Here is a 16,734-nt window from a genome sequence, read left to right as displayed (position 1 = left end):
GACAATCAATGAATGACGATGACACCGCCCGAATGCCTTATCAATTGCCGTTCCCCAAGGATGCGCAAGAAGAGATCGTGATCCCGAATGCCATGAGTGAGGACGACAGGCTATGGGTTCCGCAGGCAGAGAACGTCTGGTTCCGACCGCTCTGCCTGAACCGCTCGCAAGGTTATTGGATGAACCTTCTCAAAGTACGCAGAGCTGGTGTTCTTTCGCGGCACCGCCACCCCCAACCCGTCCACGGCTTCGTTCTGAAAGGGCGCTGGCACTATCTGGAGCATGATTGGGTTGCGGAAGAAGGAGGATATGTCTTTGAGCCGCCGGGTGAGACTCATACTTTGGTCGTCCCCGACGATGTCGAAGAGATGGTCACCTATTTCCAGGTCAATGGCGTGATGTGCTATGTTGATCCGTGGGGCAAGGTCACTGGCTACGAAGATGTCTTTACCAAGATTGATCTGTGCCGAAAACACTTTGCGGAAGTAGGGCTTGGAGAAGATTACGTTGAACAATTCATCCGGTGACGCGCCGCGTTTCGCGCTCGTGGCTCATGATGCGCGAAAGGACGAAATCGTTGAATGGGTGGGTCTACAACAGTCTCGCCTGTCCGGCGTGCAAATCTTTTCGACAGGGACGACTGGTAGCCGAATAAAAGAGGCCTTTCCAGAACTGAATGTGACCTGCCTAAAAAGTGGACCACTCGGAGGCGACCAACAGATCGGCGCCATGATCTGTGAAGAGAAAATGGATGCGCTGATTTTCTTTGTCGACCCTCTGTCGCCCATGCCACACGACGTCGACGTTAAAGCTCTGACCCGTCTTGCCACGGTTTATGATCTGCCAATGGCATGTTCGCGCTCAACTGCGGATCTGATCGTGAAGGGGCTGATTGACGGGGATAACAACACGCCTGTCTGATACGCGGCACGCCGTAATTGCCGATCAGCTGGTTCTCAGAAGATGCTCTGCCAGACTGCCTAGGTTTTCGCTGCCAAGCTGGCTCATGTTGGCCTCAATGTCAGCTTTCAGGATGTGAACGAGATGGTCGATCCCTCGCGCTCCAAACGCTGCAACGGCATATTGAAACGCGCGTCCGACCATGACGAAATCTGCACCTTTCGCCAGGGCACGCATGATGTCCAATCCCCAGGCAACGCCAGAGTCGTAGATCAATGGCATGTCTGTACCGACCGCTTCGCGAATATCCGGCAATTGATCAATCACGGCGGGCCCGGCTTCGAATTGTCGCCCGGAGTGGTTGGATACCCAAATGCAGTCCACGCCCTCGGTTACCAATTTTTGAGCATCTTCAGGCCGCAGGACACCCTTGACGATCAAGTTGCCTTCCCACTCCTGCCGTAACTCGCGCAGGTACTCCCAATCCGGAATCCCACGGATCAAGGCGCCCGCGTGGGTAAAGCTTTCGCGCCCGCGTGTGGGGACATAATCGTCAAAGAACCGCATGCGTGGCATGATACCTTCGCGCAGATGCGCGAGGCACCAGGCGGGACGTGACGCCATTTCTAAAAGAGTGCGCAGGTCAGCTTTTGGAGGCACGGTCAGGTTGGCACGGCGCTGTCGTTCGCGCCGGCTTTCTTCTGGTACGTCCACTGTGATGATCAGCGTGTGAAACCCTGCTGCCTTGATCCTCGGCAGCATTGCGCGGCGCAACTCGCCAGAGTTCACCGGGTAATGCTGAAACCATCCGTTGTTGCCAATATAGGGCGCCACATCTTCCGGCGATGCTACTGCCACGCTGGACAACGAAAACGGAATGTTGTGAGCGACCGCGGCCCTTGCAAGCATCCGCTCTGCACCCGCCCACATCAGGCCGGACATGCCCACAGGTGCTATCCCGAAAGGCAGATCATATTTTTGGCCCATCAGTGTAGTCTGCAGGTCGGCCATTGTTCGGCCGCATAGAACACGCGGCATGAATCCGATGGCATCGAGTGCGTCACGGTTTACCTTCAACCCCAGTTCCCGGCCGGTTGCGCTGTCGAGGTATTCGAAGGCAAACTTCGGAATGCGCTTTTGTGCGCTTTTCCGAAGGTCTTCTATCGACGGGTGGGATAGGTCCAGATCCATCCGGGTCCTCTGGTGTTGTTGTCTTACGTTAGAAGGGCTTCAGCCGGTCACCAAAGAGACGGCAGGGCCAGGGAAATTGCGGGCACATAAGTGATGAACATCAACAAGATCAGCATGCCAGCAAAGAATGGCAGGATTGCCCGGCTGAGGCTTTCGATGGAAACCTTCGAAATGCTGCTGGCCACGAACAGGTTTACGCCCAAAGGTGGCGTGCAGAATCCGATGGCCAGATTGACCGTCAGAATGACACCAAAGACGATCGGATCGACACCTAGTGCGGTTGCAACAGGCAGCAGGATGGGCGTCATGATGATGATCGAAGAAATCGTCTCCATGAACATGCCGATCACCAACAGCAGCAAATTGATCAACAACAAAATGATGATCGGATTGTCGGACAGGCTGGTGATTGTTGTGGCGAGTTCAGTCGGGATTCTTGCAAGCGTGATCAGCCTGCCAAAGGCGGTCGCCATGATCACCAATATCAGAATGGTCCCACTGGTCTTTGCACTGCCCGCCAGCACTTCAGGCAGCTCCTTGAGGGTGATGTCTCCATAGACGAATATGCCGATGAAGGCGGCATAAACCACGGCCACCGCGCCGGCTTCGGTCGGGGTGAAGATACCGCTGTAGATGCCGCCGAGGATGATTACAGGCACCAAAAGCGCCCAGATCGAAGATCGGAAACTCTGCCAGACGCCCGGGCCTGAGAACGTAGTCGTCGATTGCTGAACAACCGCGTCCTTTCGCAACAGAACGCGGGCGACCAACATGAACATGAGGGCAAAAAGGATGCCAGGAACAACACCTGCAAGGAACAGCTTGCCGATCGAAACCTCGGCAGTAACACCATATATGATGAAGGGAATACTTGGCGGTATCATAACGCCGATCATTCCCGAGGATGCCGTCAATGCGCCGCTGAATTTGCGCGTATAGCCGACCTTTTCCATCTCGGGGATCATGTTCGATCCGATGGCGGCTACGGTCGCGGGAGACGAGCCGGATATGGCGGCAAAGAACACGCAGGCGAGCACGTTCACATAAGCCAGCCCACCCCGGATATGACCGATCAGTGCATTGGCGAACCCAACCAGTCGGCGAGACATTCCGCCGTGCTGCATTAGGTCTCCTGCGAGGATGAACAAGGGAACAGCGATTAGCGGAAACGAATCCGCGCCTGTGACCACCGAGCGCGCCAGAAGAACCATCGGCGGCGTGCCATCCACGAAGACCATCACGATCATGGTCGCAAGACCCAGGCAGATGCCAATGGGCACGCTGAAAAGCAGAAGGGCGAAAAGCGTCAGGAAAAGCGTTGTCGCAAGCATGCCGGGTTCCTCACGCTTTGGTTCCTGCGATCAGACGCAGGGTTCGGATCAGGTGTTGAGTGACGCGGATCGCAGACAGACCCGCACCAACCGGCGCTGAGGCATAAAGGATCGGGATTGGCAGCCCCAGAACAACTGAGGTCTGGCTGGCCACAAAGGGCTGCCGGATCAGTTTGATGCATTCAATTGTCAGAACGATCAGAAACCCAAGGACCAGAAGCGCGATCACAACATCTGCATAAAGCCTCGCCCGCTCGCTCAGGACATCACGCAGGACCGTGATGCGCACGTGATCGCCGGTATGGAAGGCATAACTGACGCCAAGCCAGACGAACCAGACGAACAGCCAAAGCGTTAGCTCTTCACCCCATGAAAGGGAGGCATTCATGATGTAGCGCATGAACACATTGCCAAAGATCAACACGACAATCGCGGCCAGGAGCGCGCTGGCTAAGACCTTTTCGGCATTCACATCGATCCATTTGATAACCGACATCGTTCACCTCCGCTTGAACGAAATGGGCGCCCGAACCTGCATGGCACGGGTGCCCGGATTGGCTGAATTTACCGAGGGTCAGCTTCCGCTTGCTGCGGATACCGCCGCGACCCAAGCGTCGTAGGCTTCGGCACCAACTTCATCGCGATATTGCAGGCGAACACTTTCGGTTTTGTCGGCGAAGGCCTGTCTCTGCTCTGCAGTCAGTTCGAGAACCTCGACACCAGCGGCACGGATCTGTTCCAACTGCTCTGCATTTTCGCTGGCGACCAGTTCGGCCTGATAATCACGTGCGGCGGCCATCGAGTCCCGGATTAGTTGCTGATGCTCGGCAGGCAGCGAGTCAAAGAACGGCTTGGAGATGACTGGCATGTAGACCGCAAAGACATGGCCCGTGGTCGAAAGGTATTTCTGCACCTCATAGAAACGCTGTGAGGTAATGATCGCCAGCGGGTTTTCCTGCCCGTCGATCACGCCTTGCTGGAGGGCAGAGTAGACCTCGCCAAAGTTCATCGGCGTTGGGTTGGCCCCGAGTGTTTCGAATGTCGCCACATGTGCTGGCACTTTCATAGTGCGCAGTTTTACGCCTTCGAGGTCTTCGGGTGTTTCGACTGGGCGAACATTGTTGGTCACGTTACGCACACCCAATTCAAGCCAACCAAGACCGACCAGTCCCTGGTTCTCGACCCGTCCAAGCATTCCGTCACCGGCCTCACCATCAAGAACATCAAAGGCGATGTCTTTGGAAGCATACATGTAGGGAAGTTCGATCACCGCAAAAGCCGGATCCCAGCCTGCGAAGAAAGAAGACGGGGGAATGGCCATTTCAAGAACGCCGGTTTGGACACCTTCGATCATCTCACGATCAGGGCCCATCTGCGAGGATGGAAAGATCTGGACATCGATCTCGCCGTTCGAGCCGGCCTCAACCAGTTCTTCAAACTTCTGAAGCGCGCGATGCATGTGAAACGCTTCCGCAGCGCCATGCCCGACCTTAATGACTGTTTCAGCGGATGCTGCAAAGGCAAGCCCTGCAGACATGACGACGCCTAGTGCGAGTGTTGATTTATTGAACAAGGTATCCTCCCAAGGATTCGATTTTCTTTCTATCTACCATCTGAGATATCAGATATAATATAGAAATCAAGCATACATGTGTTATTGTGTTGGGAAGGCGAATAAGAGCGGAGAGAAAATGAGCGAGATATTGCAGATTAAGCGACCGGATTCGTTGAGTAAAACTGCCGAAGACCACATCCGGAAATGTATTATCAACGGCACGTTCCGGCTGGGTGAAGCGCTGCCGGAAGTGAAGTTGTCAAATGCCATGGGCATCAGTAAAACTCCGATTCGCGAGGCTTTAGCGGCTTTGAACCTTCAGGGGCTTGTTCAGATTTTTCCACACCGCGGGGCCTTCGTGTTTTCTCTTTCTCAAGAGGATGTGGTGCAGCTTTGCCAATACAGACTCATCCTCGAATCTGCTGCTATGGAGCAGGCAATCAAAAAAAATAATAACGCTCTGCTTGATGAACTTGCAGATACTGTATCGAAGATGTCTGAAGCGCGGGAAGCAGATGAATTCGAGCAGTACTTGGAACTAGATGCAGAATTTCACCACGCCTTTTTCAAGTACTGCGAAAACAGCTATTTGAGAGGAGGTTACCAAAAAGTCGGCGACATCGTCCAAACCATGCGGTCTCATCTGTCCAAGCGTTCTGATCGAACGAAGAAATCGTTCCAGGAGCATCAAACGATCACGGCGCTTCTGAACGAGGGTAAAGAAAAAGCTGCAAAGAACACCCTCAAACGGCAAATCACTCGCGGCGAGCGTTCCTATTCCGATTTGGTCGGAGTCGATCAAAGATAGGTTCCTCGCCTAACGAAGTCGCACTGAAGACTGGTGGAGGCATTCTGACTACTCTGATTTGATGGCAAAACTTGTGCGTTTCAGAAAATCCAGTTGATTCAAAATCAATGGCTAAGCTGTCGTTGAATGGCAAAACTATGTGTCGCCCGACATTCCTGTCGAACGTCACACGAACTTGACCCAACCGTCATAGTTGGACCAGAAACGAGGTGAACGTTCGACATCGGATGGCGCCCCCAACGTTGGACATCAGTTGAATTTGACCTTTGGGTCTTAAACTGATCCAAATTCTCCATCTAATTACCCCCGCAAAGATTTCGTTTGATCTGACTTCCCTTCCGGAAATCAGGGCTGATTTGCAGACCAGACAGCGAAGCTGCCTGTTCCTGCTGATCTGCCACGTGGAGAACACGGGAGGGGGCGAGGCAATGCTATTCGACAGAGGTGGCGCGGCCCGCAGGCACAGCCGAGGACACGGCCCTGTCTAATAGAGTTGCCTGAGGCGGAGGGCCGCGCCCTCACCCTGACGGCCATAGGTCGGCAAAACTTCCCCCAAAACGGCCTTTGCCGGTTCCCAGAGATCGGTCCAGATCATAGCCTTGCCGCAATGATGAAACGCTTCTTCGACGTGGACGATCATGGCAAAGTCAGGATTGTTTTCCATCGTAATATCTTCGCGCAGATCGGCGTCTAGCAGCACTTGTGCCCGACCGGTACGGCCAAGACATCTTCTGTGTCTGGCGATTTAAGCGCCACAAAAAAATAGCGTTGTTATTTTTGCCTCCGGCACGGCCTCATCATCGCGGTCTGCGATGGGCTCGAAATAGGCAAGCCGTTCAAGCCGTCGCGTCTTCACTAACCACGTCAGCGAAGGACTTGAAGAACTTCACAGCAAGCTTTTTTGCGGTGCCTTGGATCAAGCGGCTGCCCAATTGCGCAAGTTTTCCGCCGATCTCGGCCTTTGCCTCGTAGCGCAGGATCGTCTGATCGCCATCTGCGGTCAGAGTCACCTCCGCGCCGCCTTTCGCATGTCCCGCAGGTCCGCCGTTACCTTGTCCCGTCAGCGAAAACGCGTCAGGCGCGCCGGTCTTGTCCAAAACAACGTTGCCGCTGAAGCGTGCCTTGACCGGTCCGACTTTCAGGACGACCTTCGCTTCCAACTCTGTGTCAGAATGCTTGGTCAGTTCCTCGCATCCGGGAATGCATTGCTTTAGCACTTCAGGGTCGTTCAACGCAGCGTATACACGATCTCTCGGGGCGTTGATGATGATCTCGTCGTTCAGTTCCATCGTCTTTCCTTTTTAGCAACAGGGGAACTTGATGTTGTCAGCTTGCTGAGGCGTAAGAGCCAGTTTCTTAAGGAGCCGGCGCAGGCGATTGAGCGTTTTTTTCATCGAGGCAACGCCTGCCGGGATTGCATCTGCGCAGTACCATGCGTTTCACCCACGCTTTGACGCCTGACGCAAACCAGTTGTGCAAGGATGGAAAGCGCGATCTCTTCGGGTGTGACGGCCCCGAGATCAAGACCCGCTGGCGCATGCACCGACTCGATAGCGTCGGGGGAAATCCCGCTCGATTTCAGCATTTCTTCCAGTGTGGCGAATTTCCTCGCGCTGCCGACAAACGCCACATAGTCAGGCGATGCCGCGAGGACGGATTTCAACGCGTCCAGATCACCCTGGCCCTGGGTTGCGATGACGACAAATCTCTGACGCGGGTCAGAGATTTGAGGCGCAAAGGCTGTCGACACTGACCAGTGGAATTGCGGCGCGATCGAACTGAGCGCCTGTGCCACCGGGGATGTGCCCAGCACGACAAGCTCGGGCATGGGAAGGCAGGGCTCGATGAAGATATCGACCGTTCCCTTGGACGGGCAGCCATTGCGGGCAAAGCGCGTTCCGTCGACCTCGTCGCCCGGGGCTATGCCGTTTTCTTCCAGCAATTCCTCGGGGGCGACCGAGATCAATTGGGGCTGACCCATTTTCAAGGCATCCAGAGCCGCCCGTTTGACAGCGCTGCGCGTACAGCCGCCGCCAAGCCAGCCATGCAGAATTGTCCCATCCGCGCTGAGCAAAGCCTTGGCACCGGGCTTGGCAGCCGTTGCGCCAGCGGTGCGAATAATCGTGGCAAATGCAAACGGCTCCTGACGGCCACGCAGATCTTGTGCCACTTCGGCAAGTTCGGTGTCGAGTATCTCGGCCGGGCTCATAGCGTCACCAGTTCTGGTTCAAGGGCGGCAAGATCCGCGAGGGTGTTTGCCGGTTGAAACAGATCAAGATAGGGCAGCGCGGCCGCCATGCCGCCAGCGACCGGTGCATAATCCTTCCACCCTTTCAACGGGTTGAGCCAGATGATCTTACAACCGCGTTTCCGGATCTTCGCAAGCGCGGCCGCGAGTCTTTCGGGTGGTTCGGTGTCATAGCCATCCGACAGGATGATCACGACTGAACGACTGTTCACAAAGCGTCGCGCATAGGTATCGGCAAAGCGTTGCAGCGATGGCCCGATTTTTGACCCTCCGCCAAAGCCGTCAGCCATCAAGGACATCCGCCCGATCGCGCGCATGGTGTCCTTGTCGCGCAGGGCTTCGGTGATGCGGACGAGGCGGGTGTGGAACAAATAGGCATCGGCGTCTTTGTCGGCACGCATCAGCCCCGTAAGGAATGCGAGAAAGACTTGCGCATATACGCTCATCGAACCGGAGACATCGCAGAGCGCCACGACTCTAAGGCTGCGATCCGGGCGTGTCTTGCGCAGCAGACGCAGCGGCTCGCCACCAGTAGCAAGGCTCTGACGGATGGTTTTGCGGAAATGTAGCCGGTCGCCTTTGCGCCCGGCGATTCTGCGGCGCGACCGCCGGTGGCGCAGGGCCGCGCCGATGCGGCGGGCAATGGTCTCTGCCTCGGCGATCTCATCGGGTGTCACAAGGTCGCGCAGATCGCGGCGGCTGAGATTACGCTGGACCGTCGCGATCAGCTTGCCGGTGCCATCACTTTCGGCCTCACCGATGCCATCGTCCGGGGCGGTGGCACTACCGGACGCGGCTGCGTCCTGTCCTGTTGCATGCCGGGACGAGTGCACGTCATCGCTCAGCGCAGATTGCGCCTTTGGCACATTCTTCTGCTTCACACGTCCTGCATCCATCCAGAAACTGTCGAATAGTACGTCGAACCGCTCGGCCTCGTCCTTGCAGCCCGTGCAAACGGCACGGAGCGCGCGGCGGCTTTCATCAGGAATGATGGCATTGACCTCGCTCATGGCGTGCAACGCAAGCTCGACCTCGGCGACACCGAGGCGCAGACCGTTTTGACGCAGGTGGGCAACGAAGCCACTCACTCGGGCTGCGGGGCCCGGGTCTCGCGCTGCGAACCTGGTAACGCGGCTCATGCCGCTTTCCCCGCTATGCGCGCGGCCACTTCGGTGGTGATCTGCGCCTGATCGCTTTGCGTTTTCAGCAGGGTGGTCAGTGTGGATTGCAGCACCGCCGGATCGTCGGTCAGATCGGCAATCCCAAGGCCCGCCAGAGCTGCCGCAAAGTCGAGCATCTCGGCAATGCCGGGTGTCTTTTCCAGTTCTTCCTGACGCAGTTTCTGCACAAACCCAACGATCTGCGCCCCGAGCCGCGCCTCGATACCAGGACAGCGGGCCCTGAGAATGGCCAGTTCGGTCTGAATGTCTGGATAATCGACGTAGGTATAAAGACAGCGGCGGCGCAAAGCGTCAGACAAATCACGGGTGCCGTTCGATGTCAGCACGACAATGGGTTTGTTGGTGGCCGTGATGGTGCCGAGTTCGGGCACAGAGACCTGATAGTCGGACAGCACCTCCAGCAGATAGGCCTCGAATTCCTCGTCGGCGCGGTCGATCTCATCGATCAGCAATACAGGTTGCGTGTCCTGAGTGATCGCCGCAAGCAACGGGCGCTCCAACAGGAACTCACGGGAGAAAATCCGGTCCTCGACGGTTTTTCCCGTCTCTCCGTTTTCAGCCGCCGCGCGGATTGTCAGCAATTGCCGCTGGTAGTTCCATTCATAGATCGCCTGCGCGGCATCCAGACCCTCATAGCATTGCAGACGGATCAGTTTGGCGCCGCGCACCGCGCTGAGGGTGCGTGCAACCTCGGTCTTTCCCACACCTGCGGCGCCCTCAAGCAAAATCGGGCGTTCCAGGGCGAGCGCCAGATGCAGCGCCACGGCCAGATCGTCCGAGGCAACATAGCCTTCTCGTCCGAGAGCGTATTGTAATTCGGTCCAGGTCATGGATGTCTCCGGCAGGGCGGGGCGAACGCCGCCCTGCCTTTTGCCTCTAGTCGTGCAGACCAAGTTCGTTGGCGGTTTTCCAGATCCGCCAATGGTCATGCGGCATGTTCGTATGCCGCAGTCCGAAGGCCCGGAATGCATCGTGCACCGCGTTCGAGAAACAGGGCACGCCGCCCACATGCGGGCTTTCGCCCACGCCCTTGGCTCCGATCGGGTGATGCGGCGACGGCGTGACGGTATAGTCGGTCTCGTAGTTCGGCACTTCCCATGCCGTTGGCAGGAAGAAATCCATCAGGGTCCCGGTCTTGACGTTGCCCATATCGTCATAGGCGATCTCTTGCCCCAGCGCGACGGCCAGCGCCTCGGTCAAACCTCCGTGCACCTGGCCTTCGATGATCATCGGGTTGATCCGTGTGCCGCAATCATCCAGCGCATAGAAGCGCCGGATCTCGGATACGCCTGTATCGACGTCGATGTCCATCACACAGACATAGGCCCCAAACGGATAGGTCATGTTGGGCGGATCGTAGTAGCTGACCGCTTCCAGACCGGGTTCGATCCCCGGAATCGCCTGATTGTAGGCGGCAAAGGCGATCTCTTTCATCGTCTTGAACTTCTCGGGGGCGCCTTTGACGACGAACCGGTCCACGTCGAACTCCACATCGTCATCATGCACTTCCAGCAGGTAGGCCGCGATCATCTGTGCCTTGGCGCGGATCTTGCGACCCGCCATCGCCGTCGCAGCACCGGCCACTGGCGTCGAGCGCGAGCCGTAGGTGCCAAGACCGTAAGGCGCAGTGTCGGTATCGCCTTCCTCGATGGTGATGCTGTCCGCCGGCAGGCCGATCTCGGAGGCAAGGATTTGCGCAAACGTAGTCGCGTGCCCCTGACCCTGCGAGATGGTCCCGAGACGTGCAATCGCCGACCCGGTCGGATGGATGCGGATTTCGCAGCTGTCGAACATACCAAGGCCAAGGATATCGCAATTCTTGACCGGGCCCGCGCCGACGATCTCGGTAAAGAATGACAGACCGATCCCCATCAGCGAACGTGTCTTGCCCGCCTTGAAGTCCTCGACCCGTTGCGCTTGCTCGGTCCGCAAACCGTTATAGTCCACGGTGGTCAAGGCCTTGTCCCAGGCGGCGTGATAATCACCGCTGTCATATTCCCAGCCCAAGGCCGCTGTGTAGGGGAACTGCTCTTTCCTGATGAAGTTGATCCGGCGCAGCTCTGCCGCATCCATGTTCAGCTCGATGGCCAGAATCTCGATCATGCGTTCGATGAAATACACGGCCTCGGTCACGCGGAAGGAACAACGATAGCTGACCCCGCCCGGTGCCTTGTTGGTATAGACACCATCAACCTGCAAAAAGGCGGTCGGGATGTCATAGGACCCGGTGCAGATATTCATGAAGCCCGCCGGGAACTTGGTCGGATCGGCACAGGCGTCAAAACCGCCGTGATCCGCCGTCACGTGGCAATGGAGCCCGGTGATCTTGCCGTCTTTGGTGGCACTGATCCGGCCCGTCATATGATAGTCGCGGGCGAAGGCGGTGGTCATAAGGTTGTCCATCCGGTCTTCGATCCACTTGACGGGCTTGCCGGTGACGATCGAGGCCACGACCGAACACACGTAGCCGGGATAGGCGCCCACCTTGTTACCAAAGCCGCCGCCGATATCGGGCGAGATCACCCGGATATTGTGTTCCTCGATCCCGGAAATCAGGCTGACAACCGTGCGGATCGCATGCGGCGCCTGGAACGTGCCCCAAAGCGTCAGCTTGCCATTGACCTTGTCCATCGAGGCCACGCAGCCGCAGGTCTCCAGCGGACATGGGTGCGTGCGGTGATAATACATCGTTTCGGTCGCGACGACGTCGGCGTTGGCGATAACCTCTTCGGTCGGCTCTTTGTCACCGGCCTCCCAGGTGAAGATGTGGTTGTGGTGCTTGCGTGGACCGTGGGCACCGTCGGTTGGCTTGCCGCTGTCATCCACGGTATCCTCGCGCAGAACCACATCGGATTTCAGCGCCTCAAACGGGTCGACCAGTACCGGCAGTTCTTCGTATTCCACCTCGACCGCTTCGATGCCGTCAGCGGCGGCATAGCGATCCTCGGCCACGACAAAGGCGACCTCCTGACCCTGGAACAGCACCTTACCATCGGCCAGCACCATCTGCTTGTCGCCGGCCAGAGTGGGCATCCAGTGCAGGCCCAGCGGCTCAAGGTCTTTGGCGGTCAGCACGGCCAGCACGCCGGGAACCTCCAGCGCTGCCGCCGTATCGATGTTGGTGATCCGCGCATGGGCATAGGGCGAGCGGACAAAATCGCCGAAGATCATTCCGTCGAGCTTGATGTCATCGACATAGTTGCCCTGGCCTTGGGTGAAACGCGCATCCTCGACCCGCTTGCGCGAGCAACCCATGCCCTTGAGGTTCTCGACCCGTTCCTCGCGGCTTGTGACGTCGTCTTTCATTCTGCCGCCTCCTTGGCTGCATTCATCTCCGCCGCGGCGGCCTGAATGGATTTCACGATGTTCTGGTAGCCCGTGCAGCGGCAGATATTGCCGGACATGCCAAAGCGGATGTCCTCTTCCGTCGGGTTGGGGTTTTCTTCCAGCAGCTTGGTGGCGCGGGTGATCATTCCAGGTGTGCAATAGCCGCACTGAAGCCCGTGATGTTCCTTGAAGGCCGCCTGCAACGGGTGCAGGTCATCGGGACCGCCGATCCCCTCGATCGTTGTGATGTCCTTGCCGTCAGCCTGCGCGACAAACATGGTGCAGGACTTCACCGACTTGCCATCGATGGTGACGGTGCAGGCGCCGCAGTGTGAGGTCTCGCAACCGATATGCGGGCCGGTGATGTTGAGCCGTTCGCGGAGCGTGTAGATAAGCAACTCGCGTGGCTCGGCGAGAAATTCCTCTTCCTTGCCATTCACCGAGATTGTGTAGTGCTGTTTCTTTGACATGGAATTTCCTCTCAGGCACGGGACCAGGCGCGCTCGATCGCGCGGCGCAGGATCACGCCCGCGACATGTTTCTTGAAGGCGACGGGGCCGCGATTGTCCTCGGTCGGATCGATATCGTTCAGCATCGCGGCCACGGCCGCTTTCAAGGCGGCATCATCGACGGAGGTCCCGGCCAACGCCGCGCCGGCGGCTTCGGAAAAGACCGGTGTATCACTGAGATTGGTCATCGCGATGGCGGCCGATGCACAGCTATCGCCGTGTTTCACGATCTGAACGGCAGCCGCCGCAGTCGCATAATCGCCGATCTTGCGCTTTTGTTTTTCATAGGCGTATCCGCCTTTGGGCAGGGGGAGGGAGAGGGCCGTCAGCACCTCTTCGTCTTCGCGTGCGGTCATGTAGGCCGCCTCGTAAAACGCGCGCGCGGGAAGATCGCGCACGCCATCGGATCCTACCACAGTGAAGGTCGCATCTAGGCACTGCATGAGGCCGGGCATGTCATTGCCAGGATCACCATTGGCAACGTTGCCGCCGACCGTGCCCATGTAGCGGACCTGCGGGTCGGCGATCTGCAGCGCCGCTTCGCGCAAGATCGGCGCCGCCTGCGCAAGCCCGTCATGGTCGATGATCTCATGCTGCGTGACCATGGCACCGATGCGGATGCGGTCAGCATCAATCTTGATCCCGGACATACCGCCGACATCCTGCAGATCGATCAGATGCTGCACATCCGCCATCCGCAACTTCATCATCGGGATCAGACTGTGACCACCGGCCATGACGCGGGCATCGTCGCCATGTTTCTCAAGAAGGGACAGCACAGCAGCCAAATCCTTGGGTCTGTAATATTCAAATGCGGCTGGAATCACCGGCTCTCCTCCCTCAAAGCGAATGTTCTTGCTGCACAGATCACTGCATAGGGTCAGATGCGGAGGCTTCAGATATTCAATGAAAACCCGGTATTTTGCACGAAATGCGCCCTAGGTCGCACGAATTGCGCTGACTTGCGACGCCAGCGCGTCCTGTATTACCTTGAGCTTGGACCGGCTCACCGGAGCGGGCGGGACATCGCCGTCACCAAACAGACACCGTCCCTTGTCCTTGGTGCGTTCAAACCGCGTGACGCGCAGCGGGTTCACCAGATAACTGCGATGGGTTTGCAGAAAGCCGGATGGGACCAAGCGTTTCGCCGCCTCAGTGACCGGCCAGACGCAGAACAGCCGATCTGTCGCGGTATAGACCTGCGTATAATGCCCATCGGCGCGAACGAACAAAACATCGTCGGCGGAAATGAAGATCTTGCCTCCATCCCGCTCGCAAGGAATTTGTAGCATGGGATGGGCCTCGGTTGTCGCCGGTTCCGGCTCCGGCCCGGTCTTTGCAAGGCTCGGCAGATAGGTCACGCTGACCCACAGACAGGCCCCGAATATGATGAAGCTGAACGTGATCACGCCAAGCGCCAATGTCTCATTGCTCATCAGTGGTCCGAATTCTGCCCCGCTGGGGACAGTGACAAATTTCGTTGCAGCCATAGCCAGGAAATGGACAGAGCAAACCGCCGCTGCGAAACAAAGCGTGCCCAGAAGGATATGCCTGTTTGTCCTGTGCCCATATGCGATGCTGAAGGCGAGCATGCACAGCGCAATCGCGGCGATCGAGGACAAGATAACGCCCGAAGGCGAATAAACCGCCCGACACAGTTCCAAACCGGCCATCCCGATATAGTGCATGACCAGAATGCCAATTCCAACCACGCCGCCCGCGAGCAAGATTGTCAAACGGGTCCGCTCTGCAAAATGCAGCAACATAAGAGCCGCGCCGACAATCAGTATCGCCGCGAGGGCAGATGTAAGCGTAATCGCTGCGTCATAGTAGAACAGAATGGGCATTTGCAGCCCCAACATGGCCACGAAATGCATCGCCCAGATGCCGCCGCCAAGTGCCACCGCCGCAAGCGCAATCGAGACCTTCTTTTCGAAGACCGGCTTCGCGGCAAGATCCCGCGTCATCGATAGCCCTGTGAAACCTGCCACCAAAGCAACAAGGCAAGACATCGTGACGAGGAAACCGCTGTGGCTGACGTCGAGAAATTCCATGTTGATAAACTGTCCAAAAAACCGGCATTTGGCAAATAGATCGGCGCCATGAGACACCCGATGCGCCTTGCGCCGACAAAAATATCGGTACCGCTCTGTGCTTTCTTATACGTGCGAGAGTTGGGTCTGGTTTATCCGAAACCGACATTAGAAGAAGCTGCAGCATATGCCGTTTTGGGCTCTGCTGGAACCTTCGCCGCGACTCGGGCTAACAGCCGGTCTCCGAGCGATCGGCGTTCGTTGCGCGCCATAAGAACCGACAAAACGCGGGACAATGCCGCCGCTGGATGCCGAACAATCAATGACCGCTCTCAGCCCAAAGTGGACATGTGATCCGTACATGGGGCGGGAAAAGCTGTCTGCTGTGCCTCACGCTACAACAACCCCCAATTTTGAAAGCGATCTTCCGTGACCAGTATCTAAATGATTGTTGCTTCCGCTTACCTTCCGGAAAATCAGGGCTGATTTGCAGATCAGACGGCGAAGCCGCCTGTTCCTGCTGATCTGCTACGTGGCGAACGCGGGAGTGGTTCGTAGTGTAGCCGCCATTCCTCCAACGATTGTAGTGGTCGTGCGTCAGGTGGATTTGACAATGCCAAGTCGAGCTGCGGCTTCGCCCCCCACCTGACAAACTCTCTGAAAAATCATAAGTGAAACATGGAACTGTCGAATTCAACAAGCCTAACTATTCATTCGGCCTAGCTTTCTTGACGGTACTCCCGGGGATGAGCCGAAATCCGACATCTTTGTCTGACGTCAGCGCCAATGGGACAGTTTAGGTCGATTTGATAAGAGAGGGTTTCTGGCTCATCGTAACCGCCAAGGAGTGGAGATGAGAAAGAAACCCGGAACCAAGCAGAGCCACGGTGAGAAGATCGTAAAAGACATTCGCCGTGCGACCCGCAAACAGTACTCCGCAGAAGAGAAGATCAGGATCGTGCTGGACGGCCTGAAGGGCGAGGATAGCATTGCGGAGCTGTGCCGCCGTGAAGGCATCGCGCAGAGCTTGTATTACAACTGGTCCAAGGAGTTCCTCGAAGCTGGGAAGAAACGCCTTGCTGGCGATACGGCTCGTGCGGCGACCTCTACGGAGGTCAAGGATCTGCGTCGAGAAGCCCGCGATCTGAAGGAAGTTGTGGCGGAACAGGCCCTGGAACTGCGGCTGCTCAAAAAAAGCATGATCGGGGATGGGGACGACGACGCATGAGATATCCCGCATCCGAGAAGCTTGAAATCATCCGTCTGGTCGAAGGCTCGCAGTTGCCGACCAAGCGCACTTTGGAAAAGCTGGGCATCCCGAAGACCACCTTCTATCGCTGGTATGACCGGTATCTGTCGGGTGGCCCTGAGGCGCTTGAAGATCGTAGTCCCAAGCCCTCACGGGTCTGGAACCGCATTCCACAGCCGATGCGTGAGAAGATCAAGGACTTGGCTCTGAAGGAGAGCGAACTGTCGCCGCGTGAGTTGGCCGTGCAGTTCACCGACACAGAAAAGTACTTTGTCTCAGAGGCTTCCGTCTATCGCATCCTCAAATCCTACGACCTGATCACCAGCCCGGCCTATGTGGTTCTATCGGCGGCCGACGAGTTCCACGACAAAACCACTCGGCCGAACCAACTCTGGCAGACCG

General features: G+C 57.2%; 16 protein-coding genes and 1 pseudogene. 4 read left to right on the top strand and 13 right to left on the bottom strand.

The features are described from left to right. Positions 1-8 precede the first annotated feature (8 nt). Together AC2FEE_RS19095 and AC2FEE_RS19090 are read left to right on the top strand one after the other, a co-directional pair. Entirely contained in the window at positions 9-527 is a 519-nt protein-coding gene (locus AC2FEE_RS19095) for a 2,4'-dihydroxyacetophenone dioxygenase family protein (protein WP_496866921.1), read from the top strand. Beyond that, complete coding sequence (locus tag AC2FEE_RS19090) at positions 508-921, top strand: methylglyoxal synthase (RefSeq protein WP_496866920.1); 414 nt, start codon at positions 508-510, stop codon at positions 919-921. Before AC2FEE_RS19095 ends, AC2FEE_RS19090 begins: the two co-directional genes overlap by 20 nt. Positions 922-945: 24 nt before the next feature. Here AC2FEE_RS19090 and AC2FEE_RS19085 read toward each other — a convergent pair whose 3' ends face one another. From AC2FEE_RS19085 to AC2FEE_RS19070, 4 genes are all read right to left on the bottom strand, one after another. Further along, positions 946-2,091 carry an alpha-hydroxy acid oxidase gene (locus tag AC2FEE_RS19085; RefSeq protein WP_496866919.1) on the bottom strand — a complete coding sequence of 382 codons (1,146 nt, stop codon included), beginning with the start codon at positions 2,089-2,091 and terminating at the stop codon, positions 946-948. Positions 2,092-2,138: 47 nt separating this feature from the next. Beyond that, complete coding sequence (locus AC2FEE_RS19080) at positions 2,139-3,422, bottom strand: TRAP transporter large permease (RefSeq protein WP_496866918.1); 1,284 nt, start codon at positions 3,420-3,422, stop codon at positions 2,139-2,141. Between the two features lie 10 nt (positions 3,423-3,432). Next, positions 3,433-3,918, bottom strand: coding sequence for a TRAP transporter small permease (locus tag AC2FEE_RS19075; protein WP_496866917.1), 486 nt, complete (start codon positions 3,916-3,918; stop codon positions 3,433-3,435). Positions 3,919-3,996: 78 nt separating this feature from the next. Continuing rightward, a complete protein-coding gene (locus tag AC2FEE_RS19070; protein ID WP_496866916.1) occupies positions 3,997-4,995 on the bottom strand; it encodes a TRAP transporter substrate-binding protein in 999 nt (332 codons plus the stop codon). A gap of 118 nt (positions 4,996-5,113) precedes the next feature. On the opposite strand from AC2FEE_RS19070, the gene AC2FEE_RS19065 reads away from it, so the two are divergent. Next, positions 5,114-5,785, top strand: a complete 672-nt coding sequence (locus tag AC2FEE_RS19065) for a GntR family transcriptional regulator (RefSeq protein ID WP_496866915.1) — start codon at positions 5,114-5,116, stop codon at positions 5,783-5,785. Positions 5,786-6,269: 484 nt separating this feature from the next. On the opposite strand, the gene AC2FEE_RS19060 is transcribed toward AC2FEE_RS19065, so the two are convergent. The 9 genes from AC2FEE_RS19060 to AC2FEE_RS19020 all read right to left on the bottom strand — a co-directional run bounded on the left by AC2FEE_RS19060 (position 6,270) and on the right by AC2FEE_RS19020 (position 15,104). Continuing rightward, positions 6,270-6,485: a hypothetical protein gene (locus AC2FEE_RS19060; RefSeq protein WP_496866914.1), complete on the bottom strand. Its 216-nt coding sequence runs from the start codon at positions 6,483-6,485 to the stop codon at positions 6,270-6,272. 136 nt (positions 6,486-6,621) lie between these two features. After that, positions 6,622-7,074 (bottom strand): SRPBCC family protein, encoded by a 453-nt coding sequence (locus AC2FEE_RS19055; RefSeq protein WP_496866913.1) that lies wholly within the window; start codon positions 7,072-7,074, stop codon positions 6,622-6,624. A gap of 101 nt (positions 7,075-7,175) precedes the next feature. Next, complete coding sequence (locus AC2FEE_RS19050) at positions 7,176-7,994, bottom strand: XdhC family protein (RefSeq protein ID WP_496866912.1); 819 nt, start codon at positions 7,992-7,994, stop codon at positions 7,176-7,178. After that, positions 7,991-9,172, bottom strand: coding sequence for a vWA domain-containing protein (locus AC2FEE_RS19045; protein WP_496866911.1), 1,182 nt, complete (start codon positions 9,170-9,172; stop codon positions 7,991-7,993). The genes AC2FEE_RS19050 and AC2FEE_RS19045 overlap by 4 nt, the downstream gene beginning before the upstream one ends. Next, the gene (locus AC2FEE_RS19040; RefSeq protein WP_496866910.1) at positions 9,169-10,044 is read right to left on the bottom strand and encodes an AAA family ATPase; all 876 of its coding nucleotides are present in this window, start codon (positions 10,042-10,044) and stop codon (positions 9,169-9,171) included. The genes AC2FEE_RS19045 and AC2FEE_RS19040 overlap by 4 nt, the downstream gene beginning before the upstream one ends. Positions 10,045-10,090: 46 nt before the next feature. Next, the gene (locus AC2FEE_RS19035; protein WP_496866909.1) at positions 10,091-12,520 is read right to left on the bottom strand and encodes an aerobic carbon-monoxide dehydrogenase large subunit; all 2,430 of its coding nucleotides are present in this window, start codon (positions 12,518-12,520) and stop codon (positions 10,091-10,093) included. Next, positions 12,517-13,011, bottom strand: coding sequence for a (2Fe-2S)-binding protein (locus AC2FEE_RS19030; protein WP_496866908.1), 495 nt, complete (start codon positions 13,009-13,011; stop codon positions 12,517-12,519). The genes AC2FEE_RS19035 and AC2FEE_RS19030 overlap by 4 nt, the downstream gene beginning before the upstream one ends. 11 nt (positions 13,012-13,022) lie before the next feature. Then, positions 13,023-13,877 carry an FAD binding domain-containing protein gene (locus AC2FEE_RS19025; protein ID WP_496866907.1) on the bottom strand — a complete coding sequence of 285 codons (855 nt, stop codon included), beginning with the start codon at positions 13,875-13,877 and terminating at the stop codon, positions 13,023-13,025. Positions 13,878-13,988: 111 nt separating this feature from the next. Next, on the bottom strand, positions 13,989-15,104 hold the full coding sequence (locus AC2FEE_RS19020; protein WP_496866906.1) for an MHYT domain-containing protein: 1,116 nt from the start codon (positions 15,102-15,104) through the stop codon (positions 13,989-13,991). 832 nt (positions 15,105-15,936) lie between these two features. Between AC2FEE_RS19020 and AC2FEE_RS19015 the strand changes: the two are divergent. Next, positions 15,937-16,734: pseudogene (locus tag AC2FEE_RS19015) on the top strand (transposase); the annotation flags it as partial.

The sequence above is a fragment of the Ruegeria sp. YTSC199 genome (genome assembly GCF_059609725.1).
The sequence above is the reverse complement of the archived record's forward strand: the minus strand, read 5'-3'. Positions and strand labels throughout refer to the sequence as shown.